At 31.4% G+C, this 24,826-nt stretch carries 23 protein-coding genes and 1 riboswitch; of the genes, 4 read left to right on the top strand and 19 right to left on the bottom strand.

The genetic code is table 11. The features are described 5' to 3' along the window. Positions 1 to 48: 48 nt before the first annotated feature. The 11 genes from B3040_RS11065 to B3040_RS11115 form a co-directional block, all read right to left on the bottom strand. The gene (locus B3040_RS11065; protein ID WP_291573246.1) at positions 49 to 921 is read right to left on the bottom strand and encodes a CPBP family intramembrane glutamic endopeptidase; all 873 of its coding nucleotides are present in this window, start codon (positions 919 to 921) and stop codon (positions 49 to 51) included. A gap of 24 nt (positions 922 to 945) precedes the next feature. Then, the gene (locus B3040_RS11070; protein WP_291573248.1) at positions 946 to 1,842 is read right to left on the bottom strand and encodes an alpha/beta fold hydrolase; all 897 of its coding nucleotides are present in this window, start codon (positions 1,840 to 1,842) and stop codon (positions 946 to 948) included. Between the two features lie 172 nt (positions 1,843 to 2,014). Further along, a complete protein-coding gene (locus tag B3040_RS11075; protein WP_291573250.1) occupies positions 2,015 to 2,794 on the bottom strand; it encodes an HAD family hydrolase in 780 nt (259 codons plus the stop codon). A 62-nt stretch (positions 2,795 to 2,856) separates the two neighbouring features. Then, complete coding sequence (locus B3040_RS11080; protein WP_291573252.1) at positions 2,857 to 3,468, bottom strand: class I SAM-dependent methyltransferase; 612 nt, start codon at positions 3,466 to 3,468, stop codon at positions 2,857 to 2,859. A gap of 13 nt (positions 3,469 to 3,481) precedes the next feature. Then, positions 3,482 to 4,027 carry a GNAT family N-acetyltransferase gene (locus B3040_RS11085; RefSeq protein WP_291573254.1) on the bottom strand — a complete coding sequence of 182 codons (546 nt, stop codon included), beginning with the start codon at positions 4,025 to 4,027 and terminating at the stop codon, positions 3,482 to 3,484. Positions 4,028 to 4,269: 242 nt separating this feature from the next. Next, positions 4,270 to 5,049 (bottom strand): HAD family hydrolase, encoded by a 780-nt coding sequence (locus B3040_RS11090; protein ID WP_291573256.1) that lies wholly within the window; start codon positions 5,047 to 5,049, stop codon positions 4,270 to 4,272. A gap of 136 nt (positions 5,050 to 5,185) precedes the next feature. Then, positions 5,186 to 6,385, bottom strand: a complete 1,200-nt coding sequence (locus B3040_RS11095) for an alpha/beta hydrolase-fold protein (protein WP_291573257.1) — start codon at positions 6,383 to 6,385, stop codon at positions 5,186 to 5,188. 69 nt (positions 6,386 to 6,454) lie between these two features. Next, positions 6,455 to 7,042, bottom strand: a complete 588-nt coding sequence (locus tag B3040_RS11100) for a GNAT family N-acetyltransferase (protein WP_291573260.1) — start codon at positions 7,040 to 7,042, stop codon at positions 6,455 to 6,457. A gap of 227 nt (positions 7,043 to 7,269) precedes the next feature. Beyond that, complete coding sequence (locus B3040_RS11105; RefSeq protein ID WP_291573262.1) at positions 7,270 to 7,806, bottom strand: GNAT family N-acetyltransferase; 537 nt, start codon at positions 7,804 to 7,806, stop codon at positions 7,270 to 7,272. A gap of 100 nt (positions 7,807 to 7,906) precedes the next feature. Beyond that, positions 7,907 to 8,317: a GNAT family N-acetyltransferase gene (locus B3040_RS11110; RefSeq protein WP_291573264.1), complete on the bottom strand. Its 411-nt coding sequence runs from the start codon at positions 8,315 to 8,317 to the stop codon at positions 7,907 to 7,909. A 37-nt stretch (positions 8,318 to 8,354) separates the two neighbouring features. Next, positions 8,355 to 8,699, bottom strand: coding sequence for a DUF6483 family protein (locus tag B3040_RS11115; protein ID WP_291573266.1), 345 nt, complete (start codon positions 8,697 to 8,699; stop codon positions 8,355 to 8,357). Positions 8,700 to 9,027: 328 nt separating this feature from the next. Here B3040_RS11115 and B3040_RS11120 point away from each other — a divergent pair, with 328 nt between their 5' ends. Then, complete coding sequence (locus B3040_RS11120; protein ID WP_291573268.1) at positions 9,028 to 9,723, top strand: GGDEF domain-containing protein; 696 nt, start codon at positions 9,028 to 9,030, stop codon at positions 9,721 to 9,723. A 343-nt stretch (positions 9,724 to 10,066) separates the two neighbouring features. Here the strand turns inward: B3040_RS11120 and B3040_RS19540 are convergent, their stop codons facing one another. From B3040_RS19540 to B3040_RS11140, 4 genes are all read right to left on the bottom strand, one after another. Further along, positions 10,067 to 10,246 (bottom strand): hypothetical protein, encoded by a 180-nt coding sequence (locus tag B3040_RS19540; RefSeq protein WP_414632534.1) that lies wholly within the window; start codon positions 10,244 to 10,246, stop codon positions 10,067 to 10,069. 246 nt (positions 10,247 to 10,492) lie between these two features. Continuing rightward, positions 10,493 to 11,728 (bottom strand): MDR family MFS transporter, encoded by a 1,236-nt coding sequence (locus tag B3040_RS11130; protein WP_291573270.1) that lies wholly within the window; start codon positions 11,726 to 11,728, stop codon positions 10,493 to 10,495. Between the two features lie 406 nt (positions 11,729 to 12,134). Then, positions 12,135 to 13,028 carry a DUF2156 domain-containing protein gene (locus B3040_RS11135; RefSeq protein WP_291573271.1) on the bottom strand — a complete coding sequence of 298 codons (894 nt, stop codon included), beginning with the start codon at positions 13,026 to 13,028 and terminating at the stop codon, positions 12,135 to 12,137. 58 nt (positions 13,029 to 13,086) lie between these two features. Next, positions 13,087 to 13,587, bottom strand: coding sequence for a nitroreductase family protein (locus B3040_RS11140; protein ID WP_291573273.1), 501 nt, complete (start codon positions 13,585 to 13,587; stop codon positions 13,087 to 13,089). A 398-nt stretch (positions 13,588 to 13,985) separates the two neighbouring features. On the opposite strand from B3040_RS11140, the gene B3040_RS11145 reads away from it, so the two are divergent. Further along, positions 13,986 to 15,566 carry a ClC family H(+)/Cl(-) exchange transporter gene (locus B3040_RS11145; RefSeq protein ID WP_291573275.1) on the top strand — a complete coding sequence of 527 codons (1,581 nt, stop codon included), beginning with the start codon at positions 13,986 to 13,988 and terminating at the stop codon, positions 15,564 to 15,566. A gap of 140 nt (positions 15,567 to 15,706) precedes the next feature. Here the strand turns inward: B3040_RS11145 and B3040_RS11150 are convergent, their stop codons facing one another. Both B3040_RS11150 and B3040_RS11155 read right to left on the bottom strand, forming a co-directional pair. After that, positions 15,707 to 17,854 carry a sensor domain-containing diguanylate cyclase gene (locus tag B3040_RS11150; RefSeq protein WP_291573277.1) on the bottom strand — a complete coding sequence of 716 codons (2,148 nt, stop codon included), beginning with the start codon at positions 17,852 to 17,854 and terminating at the stop codon, positions 15,707 to 15,709. Between the two features lie 141 nt (positions 17,855 to 17,995). Continuing rightward, positions 17,996 to 18,610: a LysE family translocator gene (locus B3040_RS11155; RefSeq protein WP_291573289.1), complete on the bottom strand. Its 615-nt coding sequence runs from the start codon at positions 18,608 to 18,610 to the stop codon at positions 17,996 to 17,998. A gap of 280 nt (positions 18,611 to 18,890) precedes the next feature. Next, positions 18,891 to 19,052, top strand: a riboswitch (M-box (ykoK) riboswitch). 406 nt (positions 19,053 to 19,458) lie between these two features. Here B3040_RS11155 and mgtE point away from each other — a divergent pair. Beyond that, positions 19,459 to 20,796 (top strand): magnesium transporter, encoded by a 1,338-nt coding sequence (gene mgtE, locus B3040_RS11160; protein WP_291573279.1) that lies wholly within the window; start codon positions 19,459 to 19,461, stop codon positions 20,794 to 20,796. A gap of 105 nt (positions 20,797 to 20,901) precedes the next feature. Here mgtE and ftsH read toward each other — a convergent pair whose 3' ends face one another. After that, on the bottom strand, positions 20,902 to 22,719 hold the full coding sequence (gene ftsH / locus B3040_RS11165) for an ATP-dependent zinc metalloprotease FtsH (protein WP_291573281.1): 1,818 nt from the start codon (positions 22,717 to 22,719) through the stop codon (positions 20,902 to 20,904). Positions 22,720 to 22,835: 116 nt separating this feature from the next. Beyond that, positions 22,836 to 24,143, bottom strand: coding sequence for a methyl-accepting chemotaxis protein (locus B3040_RS11170; protein WP_291573283.1), 1,308 nt, complete (start codon positions 24,141 to 24,143; stop codon positions 22,836 to 22,838). Positions 24,144 to 24,538: 395 nt separating this feature from the next. Here B3040_RS11170 and B3040_RS11175 point away from each other — a divergent pair, with 395 nt between their 5' ends. Next, positions 24,539 to 24,826, top strand: coding sequence for a PLDc N-terminal domain-containing protein (locus B3040_RS11175; protein ID WP_291573284.1), 288 nt, complete (start codon positions 24,539 to 24,541; stop codon positions 24,824 to 24,826).

Consider the following 24,826-nt stretch of genomic DNA (forward strand, 5'->3'; position numbering starts at 1 on the left):
AACTTATGTTTTTCACTAACTTATAGCCTTAAGCTTTAGATTATAATTTTATAATGTCATGGCTACATCAAAGAAACCATGTAGGAGTATACACGGAGATAATGATTTAGTCTTAAAATACAATTTTCCAAACATATATCCTACCATAGCCTGTGCAGCTGTAGCTATTAAAAAAGTCCAAGTTACTGTGCCAGAGCTTATTATAGGGCTCACTACATGACTTATCCCAAATATTATAGCTTGTATAACATTACACTTTTCATCAGTTAATCGTAACCCCTTTAGCCCAGATATTAAGAAACCTCTATAAAGAATTTCCTCATAAAAACCTGGGTAACATGAATTAACAATTGTATTTATAATAAAACCTATAACAAACTTTCCATTAGCCATATTTTCAAAATGAATAGTTCTATTTGTAATTCCTACAATGTTAGTTACTATTTTAAAGGTTACATATAAAATAATAACAAATATAATGGATTTAAGTGTTAACTTCCAATTATAATCACTAATTCTTATTTTAAAGAAGTAGCAAATGAAAATTGATAAGGTCAACACTAATGCTGCAATGAAAAAATGCAAAATATTAACTTCATTTCCAGAGTAATTGTTAATTCTAAATATGTTAGTCATTATGACAACGCAAATCAGAAAAATAAATTCTAAAATACCAAATAGAATCAGAGCCCTTTTGTTCACATATATAGTTCTTCTTTCATCACCCCTAATAGGAAATAAATATACTATCCCAATTGTAACGGCTATAGCACCAGTCATAAGTAATGGATAAATTAATGGGCTTTTATAATAAGAATTGATATTATACCTACTATAAAAATATAGGCATAAAAATCCCACTGTTAGAACTCCTAAATCCCACACTAGGGTACTTAAATTCTTTTTATTTAAATATCTCATAAAATCCTCCCAAATTCTTATCAACTACATATACACTAACTCTTTTATAGCTTTAATTACCTCATCTGGTCTAGTTTCATTTATACAGTGATTACTGTCTTTAACTATTCTAAAGTCACATTTATCGGATAATTCCCTTAATCCATGAGACAAATTTTGTGAAAGTCTCTCAATTTTTACTGCTTCTACTTTTGGTATTCCTTCAGCTACCATTTCACTGACAGAGTATTGCGGATCTTCAACTAACACTATTAACGGACATTTTGGAAAAGCTCCAGCCATCTTTATATTTGCTACATTATATTTTAAGTCAAGTATTTCCGAAAGTTGTGCTTCATATATTTCAGGTCTTACATAAAATTCTAAAATTTCCTTTTGAATCTCTATAGGAAGACTAAGCTGACTCGAAGATAGTTCCGGCTTTATCTCTTTCATCAATTGTTCTCTAGTATACTTAGAGTACTTTTTCCATAAATCAATATACACTTCATCTGAGGTAGTTTCATTGGATATGGGAGTATCCAATTCATCAAACTGATTCCCTCTATTCATTGATGCAGATTCTACTAGCAATATACTTTCTACATAATCTGGATACAACCTTGCAAAATGCTGAACACACAAACCACCATAAGAATGACCTACTAATATAACCTTTTCTTTGATTCCATGTGTGAGTAGTAAGTTATATAAATCTTTAGAGGCTATAAGCGTACTACTTCCTTCATCGCCAATTTGGCTATTTCCAACTCCGGATCTGTGAATTGCAATAATTTTTGCATGTTGTGATATTTCTTCTATAATACTTAACCAGTGATAAATGCTTCCTCCCATTCCTGGCATAATAACAACATTCCTTTTTCCACTACCAGCGATTAAACATTCTAATTTTTTCTCTCCCACATCTATTAATTTAAACATCTTTTATACCCCTTAATAAAATTTAAAATCTTGTCCACTTTCAACTCTAAATACACTAGCTATTACACCCTATCCCCTTGCTAATAGGATGCAAAAGGGACATCTAGTTCTTTAAATGTTTTCATTATCTTCAAGATAATTTATGAAACTTTATAATCTCCAAATACACTATCTAAAGTAAAAAGTTCTTCTGAATAAATCTTGCTACTCCATCTTCTTCGTTACTATATGTAATATGGGTAGCTACCTGTCGCACTTCCTCAATGGCATTTGAAACAGCTACTCCATAGCCACAAGTTTTTATCATTCCTATGTCGTTATGATCGTCACCAAAAGCTGCAATCTGACTTAAATCAATATTTAGATGTTCTGCTAGCTTAATTATGGCATAGTCTTTAGTAGCATCTTTATGAGCAAACCTACACAAGTTTTCACCAGTATAAGTAAGAAAGCTACACTCTGAGTACTTAGCTGCTAACTCTAGCGCAGATTTCTTATTATAAGCTTCTACTGTAATTTTAAAGGTTGAATTATTTAGTGGTTTTTCAAAGTTGTTATATGCAACATTATTATAGCTTCCACCACTTTCTAATAACTCTCTACTGTTGGAGTAATTACCCGTTTCTGTTACCACAGATACATATTCAAAGTCTGCATGCTGTACACATTCTTTTATTAGCTCATCAGAGGTTGAAGGTGACAACATAGATTTGTAAATTATATCTTCATTATGCCTTGCTAGTGCTCCTCCATTTGTTATAACTATGTCTGGTTTAATTATATCTATGTATCTTTTAGCTGCCCTATCTGAACGTGCAGTTGCAATTGCAATACTAATTCCTTGTTCTTTACACTTTTTTAGGGTTTCTAAAGTAAAATCAGATATACTTTTATCCCCTTTTAGCAAGGTTTGATCTAAGTCTGTTATAATTAATTTCACTTTTTTATCCATATTCTCCTCCTAAGTAAAATTGAAGAAATTCCATCCTTGGTTGTTGCACTTTTTTCTAATTATTACTTTTTCTTCAATATATAATCTATATAACCAGATGTGTATTCCATATCATCAATAGTTCTTTTTACTAATCTCTTTTCCTTATAGATAATATTAAATCCTTTAAGGTATTTCTCTACCTCAGCTTCTTTATAATGACTATATAAAACCTCTTCCCCTTCTTCATTGTGCATAAATTCCCCCTGTCTGATTTCAACTCCCTTACCAAAAGAGTCACATTCCTCACTTAAAAAGTTCACATAGCACAACCCACCAGGTTTTAGCACTCTTAAAAACTCTTCTAAAGCAATACTAAATTCGTCTTTACTCATGTGAACAGAAGTATTATAGGAGAATAAAAAGCTAAAAAACTCAGCTTCGAAAGGAATTTTTGTCATATCTCCCTTTATAATATTTAAATCTATTTTATTAGTCTTACAAAAAACTTCAGCCTTTTTCAGCTGTGAATGGGACGCTTCAATACCATAAGTTTTATAATTAAACTCATAAAAAAGTGATAAGGGCGGATTACTTCCACCAGCACCACAATCAAGAACTATTTTTTCATGAGGACTTGAGTTACAGTACTTTAAAAAATTATATAGTGGAAAGGCGTTTATAAGCTTATGCATAATTACATTCTCCTTACACAATATCCTTTTGAAGTATAGCCATTATAATTCCATCTTCAAGCTTACCTTTAATTAAATCTCTTTCTCTTACAACACCTTCTTTTGTGAAATTTAATTTCTCAAGTACCTTTACTGAGGCATCATTTCCTGGTGTAATAAAAGCTTCAATTCGATTTAAATTCATTTCACTTAGTCCGAATTTAACTACTGCCCCAACAGCTTCTGTGGCATATCCTTTATTCCATTGATCTTGAGCTAAGTCATATCCAATTTCAGCCCTACGAGCTCCATCATCAAAATCACCTAAACAACATATGCCTACTAGCTCCTTTGTATCTTTTAACTCTATTCCCCAAGTTATCTCTTCTTCAGCTTCAAATTCTTCTTTATATCTTTTTATAAATTTCACTGCATCCTCTTCAGATTCTATAGGGCTAAACCAATCATATTTTGCAACCTCTGGGTCACTAAATACTTTGTAGATTCCTTCTACATCATTTTCATTGACTTCTCTTAAAATTAGTCTATTAGTCTTAATTTCATTTATTGTTTCAATCATTTTTACTTCTCCCTTTTAAACCATACAATACTTTGTAATACTCTTTTAAAATTATTGCTACTAACTTTTTTGCTAATTAGCTTTTACATAAAACCTGGGCTACTATTAGCGATAATTAAGGCATCTTCAAGAAATAAATAATTCAGTATTCTCGCCTATTTTGAGTTATACTACGTCAATAGGTTCCTTATCTAACTCAAAATATCCTTCACATCTTTGACTTGTTATTTACTTTTAGATGCCTAAAGCAAAAAGTTCTCCTGTATAAACCTTGCCACTCCATCTTCTTCATTGCTATAAGTAATGTGGGTAGCAACCTGTCTTACTTCTTCAATTGCATTTGAAACTGCTACTCCATAGCCACAAGTTTTCAGCATATCTATGTCGTTATAATCATCTCCAAAAGCTGCAATCTGGCTTAAATCAATATTTAAATGTTCTGCTAGCTTGCTTATGGCGTAATCTTTGGTTGCATTTTTGTGAGCAAATCTACACCATGGTTCCCCACTATAAGCAAGAAAACTGCACTCAGAATACTTAGTTGCTAATTCAAGGGCTGCCTTATTATTAAAAGCTTCAACTGTTATTTTAAAGGTTTCACAATCTAATGATTCTTCATAAGTATTATATATAGCATGATCGTAATCCACACCATTTTTTAATAAGTTTGGGCTATTGGAGAAATAGCCCATTTCCGTTTCTACAGTTACTTCCCCAATGTCTGTATGCAGTACACATTCTTTTATTAATGCCTCCGATACTAAAGGTGATAGCATAGACCTATAAATTACTTCCCCATTATGCTTTGCTAGTGCTCCTCCATTTGAAATCACAATATCAGGTTTAATTAAATCTATATATTTTTCAGCTGCTCTTTCTGAACGTGCTGTTGCAATTGCAATGTTAATCCCTTGCTCTTTGCATCTTTTAATTATATCTAAAGTATACTGAGATATACTTTTATCTCCTTTTAATAAGGTTTGATCTAAATCTGTTATAATTAGCTTCACTTTCTTCTCCACATTTGTATCCCCCAATAAAATTATTTAATGTTTACCTTCTCTCACTAAACATTAAACAAGTTCATTTCCGGCATTACTTTCAATGGACATTTAACTTAAATGAAGTCATATGTGAGTATCATTCTCCTAAATGTTATTAGTCTGTATTTAAGCTTATAAGTCCTGTTGCCAAGGTTTCTCCCCAACATAAATAGTCGTGTCCTGATTGAAAATTCTCATATTTCACATCATAACCCTTGGATAATAAAACATCTCTCATATTATTTATTACTTCCATCATCACAGGTTCATCATCATAAGGCGCATCTTCAAGTAATCCTGCATTTAAATAAAATCTTATAGGCAGCTTCTGCTCTTTTTCAAATTCCTTTGTTAACCATTGAGATTCATACCAATAAGATCCTGATTGAGAGAGAACTTTCCCAAAAATGTCCCATCTTTTAAGAGCTATAAAGCTTGCTGTTAAACCACCAAGACTAAGTCCTCCAATAATTGTCCTCTCTGGTTCCTTGGTTATGTTATAGTTTCCATAGCTCCAAGGCATTACTTCCTCTGTAATAAATTTCATAAAGGACTCATTACAGGTTAATTCTTCATATCTGTTTTTAGTACTATCAACTAATATACATACTGTAGGTGGAATTCTTTTTTCATGAATTAAATTATCAAGCACCACATTTGCTGATAAATAACTTAAATAATCAAACCCATCCGTAAGTACTAGAACGTTATAAAGAGAAGTTTTCTCATCATATTCACTTGGAGTATAAACCCACATCCTTCGAGTGTTACCTAGAATCTTGCTTTCAAATCTGCTTAGCTTTATATTTCCCTTCTTCACCTGTTTATTTGGGATTGTCCAAGCCCCTGGTTTAACCTTAGGAAGTTCTACTAAAGAGTATACGCTTTCCACACTTTCTGGATTTTCCTCATCTTTCACATTTACTACTCTTTTAGGATTTAATGAATCGATAATAGAATTTTTCTTAATCTTTTTATAATCATTGTGAAACTCATAGTTTAATGAAAAATTATATTTAAACTTAACATCATTTCTAACTATATAAGACTTAAACCAAATATCTGTGTCTTCCAGTCTCTCCATGATATTTTCTGAATAACGATAGCCAGGAACTCCTCCATATATAAGAACATTATTTACTCCTTCATTTCCCCTATAAAGAAAAGTAATTATCACTTTTTCTTCCCCTTGAACTTCTTCAATTAAAGGTGTTCCTTCCCTTTCAACTTCCTTCCAAAACTCACCTAAGACCAAAGTACCGCAACTAAGTTTGTTGTATAGCTCCTCAATCCTAGGGCTTAATAATTTCACCATATTATATCCCCCGTTAATATACAGTGCTCTTATTTAACTAAGAATACCTTTAATTATTGCATTTAAGGTTTATTCTTCGAAACACTTATATTTACTATTATTTTTAGTTGTGCCTAGTATTACCCTATCCTCGTATTCATTAGTTCTCGTATTATAAGCTGCTTCCTTTTTCATTCCTTCTTGTTTAAAGCCTAACTTCTCACACAATTTTATTGAAGCAATATTCTCTGGATGTACTGATGCTTCAATTCTATTTAAATCCATAAGTTGAAAGGCAAATTTAAGAACTTCTTCTCCTACTTCCCCCATAATGTTTTGGCTCCAGTATGCTTTGTTAAGCATAAAGCCTATTTCTCCTTGAGAATTACACTCATTAAAACTATGTAACGTAATTAGGCCTACAACATTATCCTGGTCCCTTGTAGCAATGCACCATCTAATAAATTTCTTATTTTCAAATCCTCTCAAAAAGGCTTGTACAGATTTTTGAGCTTGCTCCATTGTTTGCATAACTCCCATTTGTTGATATTTTACTGTGCCATCATCTGAATATATTTCATATATTGCTAAATAGTCTTTTTCTTGCACTTCCCTTAAAATAAATCTTTTACTCTTTAGGTTTGGAAATGCATTAAAACCAAATTTAATTTGACCCATATATTTCACCTCTTCCATAAAACATGTAGTTAAATTATATCATAATTTACATTTTATTCTATGTAACTTATTATTTTTTGCAACATTCATTGTTTTTTGTCATTATCGCTATATATGAAAAAACATTACCGATGATTTAATCCAATATTTATATATATTTCAAAACAAAAACACCATAAAATTCATTGCTGAACATTACAGTGTTTCAACTAATTCTTACTTTAATTTTAGCTAATTTTCTTTCTCATTCTTAAAAAGGTTAATTTCTCACCTGCTATTTCACCTTCACAGGTATAAAATATTTCAAAATTACATTTCTCATAGACTTTAATAGCTCTTTTATTGAAAGCTGCAACTCCACATCTAACATATTGTCCTTTGTAGTTATACTCTCTTACAGCAAAATCAATGCATTGTGAAACAAAACTCACTCCAAGTCCCTTTCCACATAATTCTGGTTTTAAACCCCAACCTACCCACATTTCATAACAATTTTGCGGACTATTTTTAACCACTTCATGACTAACGTAACCCTCATCTTCTAGCTCTTCACCATCTTCTTGAAAGAATTCAACAGTAAATTCTCCAGCAAGATAATTTTCTTCATCTAATACTGCAAATTTTCCCACTCCCCAACTTTCCTCATTAAGTAAAAGTTCCTTTTCATTTACATAATCGTATATATGATATTCATCTCCATACTTCCAATTATCAATGATTTCATTTGCATATCCTAAATTCATTGGAACAAATTTAAAATTCATAATATAGCCCCGCTTCCTTTTCCATGCCAGTCTAGATATTTTAATTTTAAAAACTGAATCTTATATTAAAAATGAACAAAATTACTTGTATTATAAATTTCTAATTAGATTTCCTCATAATTATACATCTTTCTTTGAACCCAAGACTCTTCCAGAACTCTTGTCCCCTTTGATTCCAGCAGAAAACATCTAAATCTATAGAATCAGTTTCTAATTCTTTCATAAGTTGATTAAAGGCAATTGTACCCAGATGTTTTCTTCTTGCATTTCTACAAATAAAAAAATGTGATAAATAATAAGGAGTGGCTTGAGTTCTTACTAGAGCGTAACCAACAACCTCTTTATCCTCTAGAAATAAAAATGCCACTGCACCTTGTTCCATAGCATACTTTAATCTTTCTTGTAAAACTTCAATTTCTGGTATATTATCATTTTTTTCATCCTCATATAATTCCTTATTTAACTTTGCAAGGACTAATAAATTATCCATAGTACATTTTATAAGTTCCATATCACTTACCTCCATTATAATACTTAAAGCATAAACTTTATTTTTGAAATATGCTCCTTACATCTTCTAATCCTTGATAAACCTCTTCTCTTGTAAAATTTCCTTCTTGCAGTTCCTTATCACTCTTTTCTAGCAAGGAATTATAAAACTCCACTGCAATTTTATAAATTACTTCTGAATCTTTTTTATTTATTTCTTCGAAAAGTATGTTCTCTGCCTTATTATAGTTTCCTTCATGAACAAGTCGATTTAACATAATTTGTAGAATATCCGTTGAGCCTAACTGGTTCAAGTTTATTTTTTCGCTACTTTTTTCTTTTTTATTGAGCACAGTTTTTGCTAAGTTTCTCGCAAGATTTTCAATCATTCTTTCAATGTTCAAAATTTCACCCTCTTAAAGTATATTACATGTTAGTAGCTTTACTTATCCTTAGTTAAATTGTAGCATAAATTGAATATTATTACATATGCCCAATTGAATAATATATCTCTTGTCAAAATTATTGCTTTGTAATACAATAATTTTCCTTATTCCCATAAAGTTCTAAACTATAATATTGAAAAAACTATTAAGAAATTGAAAAATTTGTCGAAATAAGTAGTATGGATTTAAGCTAGTTATAAACTTGAAGAAATTTAAAAACTTGAGTTCTTTAATAAACTATAATTTCAAATTATAAAAGTTAATCTTACTAGAAAGGAATTAAAATATGAGGAATAATAAATATGTTCAATATGCACCTTTAATCTTTGCAACTTTTGGATTGTTTTTTGCTATAGCAGGCTATTTTATCACCTTTTATACTCCAAGGAATATAGCTAAATTTACTTGGTTAGCACTTATGTTTGTTTTTATAGTTGTTGGCTTGAAGTTTGGTCGTTTAGTTAGAAGTTTTTATGCAGACTTCTACAAGGATTCTCTAACTGGGCTTAAAAACAGATTTTTTTTCTACTTAAAACTTGACTGCATAATGGATAAAATATCAACTGTGCCGGAACCATTAACTCTTCTAATGATTGATATAGATAACTTTAAACATATTAATGACACTTTTGGACATGTTAATGGAGATAAGATATTAAAGACTACAGCGGAGATTCTTAACTCTAGCGTTAGAGGAAATGATGTAGTTGCCCGTTGGGGTGGTGAGGAATTTACAATTTTATTGCCAAGCACAGATATTAATAAGGCTACAATAATTGGTGAAAGAATTAGAGAAACCATCTCAACACACCCATTTAAAATTGATGATGTTTCACTAACTATAACAGTAAGTGTAGGAATATGTTCCACAACTAAGAAAATAGATGCAGAAGAATTCGTTAATCTGGCAGACTGTGCCTTATATAAAGCTAAGGAAAAGAAGAATAAAGTTGTAAACTGTGAACAGTTAGTTGCTGTTTAGGCTATATAAAAGCTCAACTTCAATTGTATAGGGAACAAGGCTAAAGCTTAACTTATACGTAAGTCCTGCTCTGCTTACCTTAAAGGTATTTGAAGATGAATAAGTTAAAAATTCATCATGAAACCCTATATAAAGTTTAAAGGTAAAATTTTGATTTTATAACCTGATAAAATCAAAATCCACTTAAGTTTAATTAGGTAGTTTAACCTAATTAAATCTAAGTGGATAACTTATTTCTATTATAAAGTTTTTATGTTTATTAGTTATATTGCATAGTACTAATATCCTTTTATTACAAGGTCTTACTGTCTTCATTGATGCTTAGTGAAACATATGAAGTAGTCTATAGGACCTTATTTACTTCACTTTGTTCTTTCTTCCCGCTACAACAATCCCCATTTTTCATACCTCTAAACATCATAGGAATCATAAAAAGCATCATTATTGGACAAATAAATGGAGTAATGGTTGCTAATAAGGTTTTAGCCCCTCCCCCAATATTTAATAGTGGAAGTATAGCCACAATGAGAATAGGAAGTCCTCAGCATAATGCCATCATAAGCATATGTTTAATTGGACTATGTTTCTTACCATTTCCTCCATTGTTATCTCCATGACATTTCATATTTCATTCTCCTTTCATATCTTCTTTTTTCTTTATTATACCTTTGTCATATGTAGATAAAATGAAGATTTTCTTTCTTGGAAAATGATTAAATTCTTTTTTACAGCACTATTATATATTTAGTTATATTGTGTAATATATCTTTTAAGCAGCTATATTTGCACTATGTTTCTTTTCTTCTCTTAAATATAAAATATAAATCAACATTGCTGATAACATAGTTATAGAAAATACTAAAGGCCACACATATACCACTCCAACTCTTTCAATATATCCACCCATTATTACTGGTCCTATAGCGGATCCTCCACCTGTAATTATATTTAATACTGAGTTAAATCTTCCTCTATGAGAGCTTGGCGCATGGTCCGCTATATATACCCCTGAATTTGTTGCATTTAAGATTTCTCCAATAGTCCAAATTATAGTTGCAATTATGTATAATGGATAAGCTTTAATAAAAAAGTTCATTCCAAAGCCAACAGCAAAAAATACTCCAGATACTGCTATGTTAAATAAGGGTTTATTCTTTTTAGTTAAATGCACTATTAATGTGGTCATAGTTACCACTATTATGCCATTAGTGAAATATATTCCTCCCATAAGTTCGGGAGCTCTATCACCAAAAATCTCTGTAAACTGAAGTGGTGTGCCAAAGTTTCCTTGGGAATAAGCAAAAGAATACACAGAGGATAATAATGCAAAAGCTAACACCACAGGCTTTTTCATAAGTACTGAAAAAACACTACCTTCTTCAGCCTTTTCTTCCTCAGTTACTTCCAGTTGCTCCTCAGTAGAAGGTTTAGTTTCCTCAACAAATATAGTTACTAAAATTATATTTATACAAATTGCTACTGCATTCCCTATAAAAGTTAAGGCAAAATAGTTTTTATACAAAAAACCTGCTAAAATCGGTCCAATAGAAAATCCAATATTTATACCAAGGTATAAAAGTGAAAAGGCAGTTTTTCTATTACTTGAATTCGTCAGATCCGCTACCATTGCACTATTAGCTGGCTGAACTGCTCCAGTTGATACTCCTGCTAGAATTAAAAGCCAAGGAATCATCATTGATTTTCCAAGGAAGGCACAAGGAAGAAATAGAAGTGCGGCTAAACTTTGAAAAATAATCATAACTTTTTTTCTTCCAATTATATCTGAAAGCTTTCCCCCTAGTAATCCCCCCGGAATATAAGAAAGAGCGGAGAGCGAAACAAACCACCCTGCTTCTTTAGCACTCAGTCCTAGCTTATCCGTTAAAAACAAAGTTAAAAGTGGAAAAACAAAACTTCCCATACTATTTATTACTCTCACAAAAAATAAAACATAAATTCCTCTAGGAAGCCCTGAGTAAGATTTAAAGAGCCTTTTTAAATTCATATTATCGCCGTCCTTCCAATTTTAAGCAGTGTTTACCAAATCATTGTCTATATTTGTATAATAAATTTAAGTTCTTATTAATACTCTCTACTTTAATAGATAACTGTAGTGTATCTAACTATTTTTTTTACTTATATACATTTCTTTTCAATGATATTAAGTATATACATAGATATGTAATTTAACACTTAAAACCTCATAAATACTCAAGTAAAATTATATCACCTAATTCCACACAACTAAAGAAATTTTCAAAAATATTTGTATATACTGAATTTTCTTCACCAGCAAAGCTATTTCACTGCCATTATTTAACTTATATTAAATAATATTTTGAGCTTATCTTTTAATATTAAAAGATAAAGTCATCCCCCTACATTAATAGATGGTGATGACTTAAATAACTTTATAAATTTATACAATATTTTTTTTCAAGTTTTACAGGATAGTAGGACCTTTTAGCTTTTCTTAATCCTTCTATGCCTAAATCTTGTTCTCTATTTATATATCCTACTTCGTTCAAATATTTTTCAACAAAGGTCTTATTTGTAAAAGCATATATTCCATTGATATCTTTTCTTCCTTTTTCAAAGTGGACTATTGCCATATCCTTATTAACAATTTCTCCCACAGTAAAGGTTGAAATTATATCATCAACATAAACCGCCATACCCCTTAAATTTAATTTATCAGCATTGTATAAAACTTCTACAATGCCTTTTAACTCATAGGTTAAAAACTTATCTCCAGTAAAGTTTTCCTTATGCCATTGATGAGCTAACTCAATACAATCCTCCATTACTCCTGGCTCCGAAAAGTCCTTTACTTCATAGTTATAGTTTTTTACAAAGTAATTATAGTGATTTTTCTTCCCGTGAAGCTTTTTTCCTGACAGTGTTGCTAGCTTTTCCTTTAGATATATATAATCAAAATTATCTACATCTTCTTCAATGTGAGCATCTTCCCCATATATGTCCTTAAGATCCTCAAGGAAGGAATCCTCCACATCTTTAAATAGATATTTCATATTATTTTCTTTTTTATATTCTTTTAGTTCATGAATTAATTCTTTTAAATTCTTCTTACTATATCCAATTGGCTGCATAAAGTAATAATTATCCTTAAAGTCTTTTTTCTTTATAATTAGAACACCTTTGTGTATGGCATATTGCACATCACAGGCTTCTCTCCAAACCAGCAAAGTGGTAAAGGAATACTCGCTAGTGATAAAGTTATAATTTTGCAAATATCTATCCAATATTGGCTTATCTTTAATGGTAAGTTTCTTAAATATCATCATAAAATTCTCCTTGTAAACATTAGTCTATTCTTATTTTTATCCTCTTATGACTTTATCTTTACCATCCATTATAATGTATTCTTGTCCTATCAAATCTATCTTCTGGTGTTTTCTCCTCATCTGGATACCCAATTGGCACTATTGATAAAGGAACCACACTAGTAGGTAATCCTAGAATCTCTTGTATTTTCTTTACTCTATCAACTATTGGATAAACTCCTAGCCAAACAGCACCAAGTCCCATATCCTGTGCTGCTAGTAATATGTTTTCAGTGGCAGCAGAACAATCTTGTACCCAATATCCTTTGAATACTTCTTTTTTCTCATCTCCACAAACTACAATTGCAACATCTGAGTTTAATAACATTTTAGAGTAAGGATGTACTTCAGTTATATTCTTCATTATTTCCTTGTCTCTTAATACCACAAACTCCCAAGGCTGCTCATTTCCTGCTGATGGTGCAGCCATAGCTGCTTTTAATAGGTCTTCTACAATTTCATCACTTACTTTTAAGTCTTTATATTTTCTTATACTTCTTCTTTTTAATATTGAATCCATAAAAATACCTCCTAATTTGGTATATTACATTATATTATTATAGAAAAATAGTTTCAATGCCACAAGTACGCACTATTTTGTATCATAGTATCCAAAAGGATACTGTAATAGATAAATTTATAGAACTTTATGTAATTCCTCACTTCCTATAATATGCAGCACTAAAAAAAAATCTACACTGCCTCCTAGTTACTTTGTAACTAACATATTAAGGATTAAAACATTGTATTTTTGACACCGTTACCATGTTTACGATTAACTTGAAGAAGATTTTAGCAGAGAACACTGCATAATAGTGAATCTTTATTATTTTTGACCATCCTTTTTGCATATTTGATTAATTAAATCAATAAGTCTATAATAAACATGTATACAATATTTAGTAAGGGGGATGCGTAATGGATAATAGTAATAAGAATCAAACCCATACCGCATTATCACATTGGCATAACTTTAGACTTAAGCTTTTATTACAAGGAATTGTTGTAGGTATTTTTTCTGGGTTTCTAATAGTACTCTATAGGATTGTTCTAGAAAGAGCCGAAGAACTAAGACATTTCATCTTAAACCTTGATATTTCAAAGTATAAACTTATGCCTCTATGGTTTCTATTTTTAATAATCTCAGCATATATTGTTGGTTTGTTAATAAAAACGGAGCCTTTAATCAGTGGAAGTGGAATTCCTCAGGTGGAAGGGGTACTTCTTAGAAAAATTAACATGAATTGGTTATCTGTAATTATAAAAAAATTTATTGGTGGAGTCATTTCTATAGGAGCTGGTTTATCCTTAGGTAGAGAAGGTCCTTCTATACAGCTTGGAGCTGCAATGGGACAAGGTGTTAGTAGAATTTTTAAAAGAATACAAATTGAAGAAAAATACTTAATTACTAGTGGGGCTTCCGCTGGACTGGCTGCTGCCTTTAATGCACCTTTAGCAGGAGTAATGTTTGCTCTTGAAGAGGTCCACAAACATTTTTCTCCTCTCATCTTATTATCAGCAATGTCTGCCTCCTTAACAGCAGATTTTATTTCAAAACATTTTTTTGGTCTTAAACCTGTTTTTAATTTTGAGAATGTAGTAGCTCTGCCTCTTGAAAGTTATGGCTACATTATAATATTAGGAATTATTGTGGGTATCTTCGGTGCCCTATATAATAAGTGCCTTTTAAAAACTCAAGATATTTATGGTAAGCAAAAGTGGCTTTCAGTTAGGTTTAGACCTATGATTCCATTTTTAATTGCTGGAGTGTTAAGCCTAATTCTTCCTCAAGTCCTAGGAGGAGGCCATTCATTGATAGAATTGATGATTGAAGGTAGTTTTACTCTCAAAGTCCTTTTTGTAATTCTTATAGTTAAGTTTATTTTTTCTATGATAAGTTATGGTTCGGGAGCACCTGGAGGAATATTTTTCCCTTTATTAGTGTTAGGAGCATTAACTGGTGCAATTTATGGAAATATATTAGTGGACTTTTTCAATTTTAATCCTCAATATATTAACAACTTTATAATTCTAGCTATGGCAGGATATTTTACAGCTATTGTCAGAGCTCCTATTACAGGTAGTATTTTAATTACAGAAATGACTGGTTCATTTTCTCACTTGCTTTCTTTAAGTCTTATATCTCTAGTAGCCTATGCCACTGCTGATTTACTAAAGTCTGAGCCTATATATGAATCTTTACTAGAAAGACTTTTAAAAAACAATGGTACTTACGAGTTCACTGAGCATAGTAATAATAAAGTTATATTAGAAGTCCCAGTTTGCTTAGATTCTGAAATAGATGGAAAAGAAATTAAGGAAATTAAATTACCAAATAGTTGTTTACTCGTTTGTGTTCAACGGGGTGCTAAAGAGCTCATTCCAAAAGGTAATACCACCCTTCACTCTGGAGACTATCTTAACGTGTTAGTAGATGAAAATAATGCTGCGGCAACCAAGGAAGAACTTCTAAAAATAGGTGGTAAACCAAGGTTGTAGTTATAAATAATCACCCCCTGTTTCTATACTTTCCTAGAAGCAGGGGGTGAAATCTATGATTTAGTACATTTATATTTATGTTAATACTCCTAAACTTTTCTTATATGTTATATAGAAGCAATTACAGTAAAGCCTAATTTTTAATGGCTCACTACACAGTTTCTCCCCTTATTTTTACCTTCATAAAGAGCCTTATCTGCATCGTTAATTGTGGAATCTACACCTAGGTTCTCATTATACTCTGAAACTCCAAAGGTAACGGTAAGTTTAATTCTTTTTTTTTCATAATTAAAGTTACTACCCTCTATTTTCTCTCTAATAAATTCACAAATTAAAACTGCTTCCTCCTCATTTGTGTCAGGTAAGAGCATAAGAAACTCCTCCCCTCCCCATCTAGATAAAACATCTTGCTTTCTTATATTAGCCTTTAATATTTTTGATAGCTTTACAAGAATATGATCCCCACAATTGTGTCCATACTTATCGTTGATGCTTTTAAAATAGTCAATATCTATGATAACAATAGAAAAGGTTCTTTTAACATCTTTATACGCAACAGCTTCCTCTTCAATTTTACTCATAATATAGCGCCTATTATAAATTCCAGTCAATACATCAGTTTTAGAAATGGCCTCTAATTCATTGGTTTTAACCCTAAGCTCCTCAGATTTTTGCGAGTTATTTAAGGCTATAGCAATATAGGAAGCTAAAGCTTTGATCATTCCAATAGACCTATCTGAATATGCATTATTTTTGTAACTTTGCACCGTCATGGCACCAACTATTTTGTCCTCAGTAATCAGTGGATAATAGATTATAGACTTACATTTGAACTTATTCTCAGTAGCTCCAACCCTAAGCTGTTGTTTATTATCCAGAATCATGTCATTAATACAGATTTCTTTCTTTTCTCGTATGCATTTTGCCGCGTAACTTTTTTCGTTGTCAATCATAACTTGGTGCAAAGGTAATCTCTTCCCTTGTTCTATGAGGATTTTAAAATCTATACTTCCCTGCTCTTTATTATATAAACAAATGCCGAAAACATCTGCAGCCATGAGCTTATTTATATTTTTATAAACCATGTTAAGAACTTTTTTAATATCTAATGTAGCAGTTATTTTTTGACCAATTTCCCCAATAATTTTAATATCTTCATAGGATGCAGCAAGAGCATTAGCCTTTAATGTAGTTTCCTCAGCTTTTCTTTTTAATTCTTCTGTTTTTAATCTTTGAATTTCAGCATCCTTTTGAGCCTTTTCAACCTTAAACTCAGTCATATGTTGAACAAGTTTATCATTTAATTCTGTAGTTTTTATTTTCTCATTCAATTCATTAAAAAGCTTAAGATAATTAAAGGCTAACTTATAGTCCCTTTTCTTTTCATAAGTTTCTGCTAAAGTCATATAGATATCTTTTAAAAGCCCATTGGCATTTATTTTTTTCGCTTCTTTCATAGCACTTTTTAAATACTTAATACTTTCTTCATTATTATTTTGCTTTAAATAAGTAACTCCTATTTCATTAAGCATATCTATTTCAGCATATTTCTTATTGCTTTCTTGATATAATGAAAGTGCAATTTGGTAATTTTCCAATGCCTTTGAAAGCTGATTCATTTCTTTATATATAACCCCAAGAATACTATAATATTGAGCAAAATCATGCTTTTCCGCATGATTTGTCTCGAGAATAGAAAAGGCTTGTTCACAGTATTTTTGAGCTGTTTCAGTATCTTTTTTTCTTAAATACATATTGGCTATATTGAAAAGAAGTAAACTTTGGAAGCTATATTCTGTTTTCTTAACTATTTTTATGGCCTCTTGGAAAAATTCTAGAGCTTCATCAGCTTGACCTGAGTTATCATATACCACACCTATATTATTTAAAATAAATGGATCTATCTCTTGATTGTTTTCCTTCATCAGTTCAAGTGCTCTTAAATAAGATTTTAATCCTACCTCAAGGTTTCCTGAATCTGTATATAAATATCCCAACACATAGCTAGCATTTATTTGACCTTGTACAAAACCTAAGCTTATTGCTAGCTCATTTCCTTCACTAGCTAACTGCAGTGCTTCAGCATACTTACCCTGCATACTATTATATCTAGCCAGCAAAATCGTGCTTAAAGCAATGCCCTCTTCATATTTAAGCTTTCTTGATAACTTTTCTGCTTTTTTAACAATATTTAAGGCTTCTTTTACATCGGTCCGAATTAAGTCCCAAGCTCTACTAAGTAATAAGTCAATTTCTTTTTCTACTTTCTCATTGTAATTGTTTCTCACCACAATTACCTCCACTAGACATTCAACAATGTTTATTAATATTTAATAATACCACAAAGTTCCCAATTTGTCTAAATAAACTAGTTTATAAAGTCAGAAAATTGTATCTAATCAACCTGTGTGTATTTTTCTAAAAAGTATCTAAAATTTCATTATTCCTCTAAACAAACTGCACATGCCAAACACTGCTATAGAGGCTCCAATAATTTTATTTATTATACAAAATATCTCTATCTTAAAATTTCTTTTTGAACTATCAATTAATTTTGACACTGATATCCATAGGATTGTAGAACCAATGAATATAGATAATACAAATAACATATTTTTTCCTACTTCTAAAGTGTTTATTTTTAACCCAATTTTCGTAAAAATTGTAAGGAAAACTAGAAATGTCATTGGATTTGAAAGTCCCAGTAAAAAGTTAGAAATCCCTGGATGTATAATGAATTTTCTTTTCTCATCTACTATAGCCTTGTCCTTAAGTGCATTCATAAAAATATTTAATCCAAGGACTAAAAATAATGCTCCTATTGCATTATTAATTAAGTATTTGTGTTTATGTATAATATCATCGATAAAGCTAATACCAAATACTGCACATAAGGAATACACTACATCAGATGCCGCTGCTCCAACTCCAGAAAAAAAACCGCTTTTCCAGCCATTATTTATAGTTCTTTGAATGGCTATAATTCCAAGTGGTCCTATAGGAAAGGAAACAATCATTCCTATTATCAAACCCTTAAATATCATGTTCAATTTATTCCCCCCTAAAGATTCCCTTATAATACTAAATATTATAAAGATACCACTAATAACTTTAATCGCTATTAACATATATATCATATGTTTAATCTATATAACAGTACTTTCTTAAATTTATTTATATCCTATTTAGTTTCGATTATAAAATATATGATATTAGTAGAATAATTATAATCACTAAACTATTCTCTACCTAAAGTAATAACCTTACACCAGACTCTAGACCTTGACATATTATACTATTAGATTTATTATTTTATATATAATTAAATAATCTCGGTAGGTGAGGTTACTACAAGGATACGGATTGCTGCCGTAAAAGAATGGAAACATTCTTAACTGGTTAGCAGGTTTTGCCGAACAAAGAAGGCTTAATCTAATGCAATTACATTGCCTTGCAGAGCTAAAACTTGAACGAGAAAGTATTGATCAAATACCTTCGTTATCTTCAAGTTTACGGAGGTTTTTTATTTTGATTTTCGGAGGTGAAAAAGAATGGACTCAGCCGGTAGTAGTTTGGATGGAACGGACAATTTTATATGGTTAAATAGTACTTTTCATTTGAAGGCAAGCTCTGTTCTTTTTTACATCTTGAAGCCACCTAACTAAATTGTTTCTATTAATCATATAATTGCTGTCCTCATTTATTCTTAACTATGAGATTCCCCTTATACTGGCCGTAAAATAAAGGCTTCCATTGCAATGAAGTTTTTATTTTAACTCTTAAATTCTCCTTTTTCCTAAACCACAAGGTGAAGGTGTTAGGGAATTTATTACAGTACAGAATTCTTATATTTAGATTATCTAAATGTATATTTAAGAGGCGGTGATTAAAAATGAATAAAGTAGAAACTTTAATCCATGTTTTATCAAAGGATAACTATGAGCTTCTATCAGAGTTTCTCTATGACGCTCATCCTATCGATGTTGCTTTTCTTTTAGAGGAATTAGATGATGAAAACTTAGTGAAGTTTAATTCTTTAGTAAACAGCCAGCTTATGGCTAAGTTTTTTGAGCAATCAACTATAGAACTTCAAGTAAGGTTAATTAAACTTATTGATTTTCAATCAATAGTAAATATTTTCTCATTTATGTCAAAGGATGATGTTGCCGATATTCTTGGGGGTCTACCAATAAAAATGAGAAAAGCTTTGCTTAAAATCATGAAAAAAAGTGATACTATAAAGCTAGAGGAATTACTAGGTTATGCTGAAGATAGTGCTGGTGGTATTATGACAACAGAATATATATCCCTTCGAAGAGATTTAACCACCTCAGAGGCTTTAAGTAAAATTAAAAATATAGGTCCTAAAACAGAAATAATCGAAACAATTTTTATAACAAATCAAAAAAAAGAGCTAGTTGGAACTGTTGATTTAAGAGATATATTAATTTCTCCTGAAAATAAACTACTTGAAGAGATAATGAGAGAAAATATTATTTATGTATATCCTGACATAGATCAAGAACACGTTGCTTTGCTAGTTTCAAAATATGATCTAAAGGCAATTCCTGTTGTAAATCACAGAAAAAGTCTCTTAGGAATTATTACTGTAGATGACATTATTGATGTTATCGTTGAAGAACAGACAGAAGACATGCTTCATTTAAGTGGTGTTAGTAAAGAGGAAAGAGTAGATAGCACTCTTTTAACCTCTGTAAGAAAAAGACTTCCTTGGTTATTTATAAACTTAATTACAGCATTTTTAGCTTCTTTTACAGTAGGCTTATTTGAAGATGTTATAGCTCAGGTGGTAGCACTAGCCGCTGCTATGCCTATTGTTGCAGGAATGGGCGGAAACGCAGGCACTCAATCCTTATCTGTAGTTATTAGAAGTATTGCCCTAGGTGAAGTTGATTTAAAAAGTAATTGGAAGCTCATCTTTAAAGAGGTTTTTCTCGGTATGATAAATGGAGCAGCTACAGGTTTAGTGACTGGATTTATATTATATTTAAAGTATGGAAATCCATATCTTGCCCTTATTATTTTTATTGCTATGATTGGAAATTTAGTTATAGCGGGTTTCTTTGGTTTTTTAATTCCTCTTGTTTTAAAAATGTTAGGTATAGACCCTGCACTAGCATCCTCCATATTCCTAACAACTGCAACAGATGTATGCGGATTCTTTCTTTTTCTTGGGTTAGCTAAAAACTTTTTGAAATTTTTAATATAGATAACAAAACTCCTAGGTATCTCATTATTAACCTAGGAGTTTTGTTCTTCTCTAAATAGCTTTATTATAACCTTAACAACTTTCTTATCATATGTCCTTTACTTGCTAGGATAAGACGGCCATGAATTCTTCTCCTGTAATAGTCTCTTTTTCTAGGAGATATTTTGCCAATTCATGAAGCTTTTCTTTGTTTTCTTCTAATATATCAAGAGCCCTTTTATGGCAAGTTTTAATAATTTGAAGGACTTCCTCATCAATCTTAGCTGCGGTTTCAGCCGATACTATTAATGAAGCATCTCCACCTAAATATTGATTGTTTACAGTTTCTAGAGCCATCATATCAAACTTTTCACTCATACCAAATCTAGTAACCATAGCTCTACCAATCTTTGTGGCTTGCTCAATGTCATTAGAAGCTCCGGAAGTTATGCTATTAAACACAATTTCCTCCGCAGCACGCCCGCCCATATAGGTAGCTATCTTATCTAATGCTTGCTCCTTTGTCATTAGAACCTTCTCACCTTCTTCCACCTGCATGGTGTAACCTAAGGCGCCAGAAGTTCTTGGTATTATAGTTATTTTGTGTACTGGTGCAGAGTGGTTTTGCTTTGCTGCAACAAGCGCATGACCGATTTCATGATAAGCAATAGTTAATTTATCCTTCATGGAAATCACTGCATTTTTTCTTTGGTATCCAGCAATTACAACTTCTACTGCTTCTTCTAAATCACTTTGAATTATATATTTACGTCCAAACTTTACTGCACGAAGTGCTCCTTCATTGATGATGTTAGCTAAATCTGCTCCTGAAGCTCCTGAAGTAGCTCTTGCAATGCCATTGAAATCTATATCATCGCCTAATTTAACATTTTTTCCATGTACTTTTAATATGTCTTCACGGCCTCTTAAATCAGGTAACTCTACAGGAACTCTTCTATCAAATCTCCCTGGTCTTAATAATGCTTTATCAAGGGTTTCAGGTCTATTTGTAGCTGCTAAAATTACTACCCCTTTATCTGCATCGAAGCCATCCATCTCAGTTAAAAGTTGGTTTAATGTTTGTTCTCTTTCATCATTACCACCTGGACCTGCTGAATTTCTACTTTTACCTATAGTATCTATTTCATCGATGAACACAATACAAGGTGACTTTTCCTGTGCTTGTTTAAATAAATCTCTCACTCTAGCAGCACCCATCCCAACAAACATCTCTACAAATTCTGAACCTGAAATTGAAAAGAAGGGTACTTTTGATTCTCCTGCTACTGCCTTTGCAAGAAGGGTCTTACCTGTTCCTGGAGGACCTACTAATAGTGCTCCCTTTGGAACCTTTGCTCCAATTTCCTTATATTTTTGAGGATTGTGTAGGAAATCTACAATTTCTTGTAAAGCTTCCTTAGCTTCATCTTGTCCTGCTACATCGGCAAAAGTCTTCCCAGTTTGTGCTTCCACATATACTTTCACATTACTCTTCCCAAAGGTCATTGCATTTCCCATGCCACCCATCTTACCTTGTATTTTTCCTACAAGCCTCTGTCCAAGGATTGTGAAGATCACCATTGGAAGAATCCATGATAATAGGAAACTAACAAGTGGCGAAGTTTCCTTTGGTATAACTCTTTCAAAGCTTACATTAGCACTATAAAGACGTTTAACTAAATCAGGGTCTTCTAAACGACCTGTTATATAAAGACCTTCTTTTCCCTCTTCATTAACAGCGCTAAAGCCTATTTGGTTTTCTTGTATTTCAACTTTTCTAACCTGCCCACTCTCAATTTGCTTTAAAAACGTACCATAATCAACTTTGCTAATTTCTTTTTGCAAAATCATAGGTAGTAATAAAGTGTTTGCAAGCATCATAATGACTATGACCACAATATAATAATAAATCAAAGGTTTTTTAGAATTTTTTTGTATCTTCATTAATTTTCTCCTTTTAAATAGTATTTCCTTACTACAGATTTACAACCTATCCCTAGTAAGTTTTTATTTCTGTGATTGTACTAATTATTTTAACTCCGCAAACCTCTTCCACATTTTTACAGCTTATATTTTTTAAGTCCTTCATCCATATTATTAGCTAAAGTATTTAATTCTTCCGCTGAATTTGACATTTCTTTGAAAATTTCTAACTGAGAATCTGCACTTGCAGCTAATTCCTCACTAGCTGCTGCTGTTTGCTCTGAAACTCTTGTACTGTTTTCAATAGCAGAAATAGCATCCTCTTTTAGATTTTCCATGTGGTTTATTGCTTCGTTTGTGTCATTGATTTTTTCTATAATTGATTCAATAGACTTAGCTATTTTATTAAAGGAACTCTCAGTCTGATCAACGGCTTCGAGTTGCTCACTAGAAACATTCTTCATAGACCTCATAGCATTAATTGCCTGTTGAGAATCCTCTTGGATATCTTTCATTGTATTTTTAATTTCTTCAGTTGATTTTTTACTTTCCTCAGCTAGCTTTCTAACTTCTTCTGCAACTACTGCAAAGCCTCTACCTGACTCTCCAGCTCTAGCAGCTTCAATGGCAGCGTTAAGAGCTAGAAGATTTGTTTGGTCTGCAATACTTTGTATAGAATCTACGAACAAACCTATATTATTTAACGTAACAGTAAGATTTTCTATAGCCTCAAATATCTTCTCTGAAGATATATTGTAATTATCAGATTCAATTCTTAGACTTTTAACAGTTTCAAGTCCTTCTTTATTTAAGCTACTTACACTGCTAGCCTCAGTCATCATATCGTGATAACTGTTACTAACAGCATCTATATGTTGAGACAATGCCTCAATCTTATCTACACTTTTTTGTGTTTCCGCCACTTGATTAGTTACACCTTTAGCAATTTCATCAATTGTGTTAGTTATTTCAGATATTGTTGCTGTGGCTTGTCTTACTTTTTCAGACATATTTAAAGAGGAGCTAACCATGGCTTTTGTAAGCACAAAGCTTCCTTGTATTATTTTTCTCATTTCTGAAGTTAATGAGTTCATGTGATCTGCAATCTTGCCTAAAGCTTTGAAATCCTTCTTTTCAATATCCATAGATAAATCTCCAGAGTTTATAGCATGGGCAACATTAGTAAAATTGCTAGAAGCTTTTTTAATTACTGCCATAAATATAACTAATAAAAGTAATGCTAAAACTATATTTGATACAATGCAAATTGTTGCTATCATTAAAAAGTTTTTTGAACCTGTAATGGCTTTTAATAAAAGCGCTAATATTGAACCCTCAACAGCTGTAACTATCACTGATAAAAAAATAGTGGCAGTAAAAGTTGCCTTTAATAGCTTTCCTACACTGCTTCCTTTACTTATACCTTTTTGAATTAACTCACTCATGGATATTTCCCCCTACACTTTTTTGTTCCTTTTAATACATCTTCATTTTTACGCTTCATACAGTCAGCAAAAATAAAGACTTTCTTATTCCTGCTTCTCATCTTGGTTCCCTTAAAGCTTTCTGGTGTTTCATAAAATACATTTTCACCTTCATAGCCTATATTTTGTCTACTCCGCCTATCAATCTATATTTTTCCTTATGTTTCTCACCAATCCTTTGCGATAATTACCAGGAAATAGCGCTGGTTTTATGAGACCAAGCTTCCTTGACACCATTTTTTTAATTTGATACCATTATCATACCGACTAGCCGGTAAATAAGTATTATATTAATATATCATAATAAACAGCTTTATTAAAGAGTAAAATCATTAAATATTAGAGGTGTAAAATAAATGTCCTGGATTCTTGGAGTTATATACATACTAAACTTTATTACCATACTTACAATTTTATTTATTGAAAGAAAAAAGCAATCAATTGCCTTTACCTGGATTCTTATAATGACTTTTCTTCCTGTAGTTGGTTTTATCCTTTATCCTTTTTTAGGAAGGAATTTAAGGCCAAATCAGAAAAAGCTATTTAAGTTAAAAAGGGAGTTTGATATTCTCTATAGTGAAAGACTTCAAAAGAAAAATTTACTTTCCAATGAGGCTACTTCTTATAGGGTTCCTTGGTCATAA

This window comes from Clostridium sp. UBA4548, from assembly GCF_002387895.1.
GTDB lineage: Bacteria > Bacillota > Clostridia > Clostridiales > Clostridiaceae > Clostridium_J.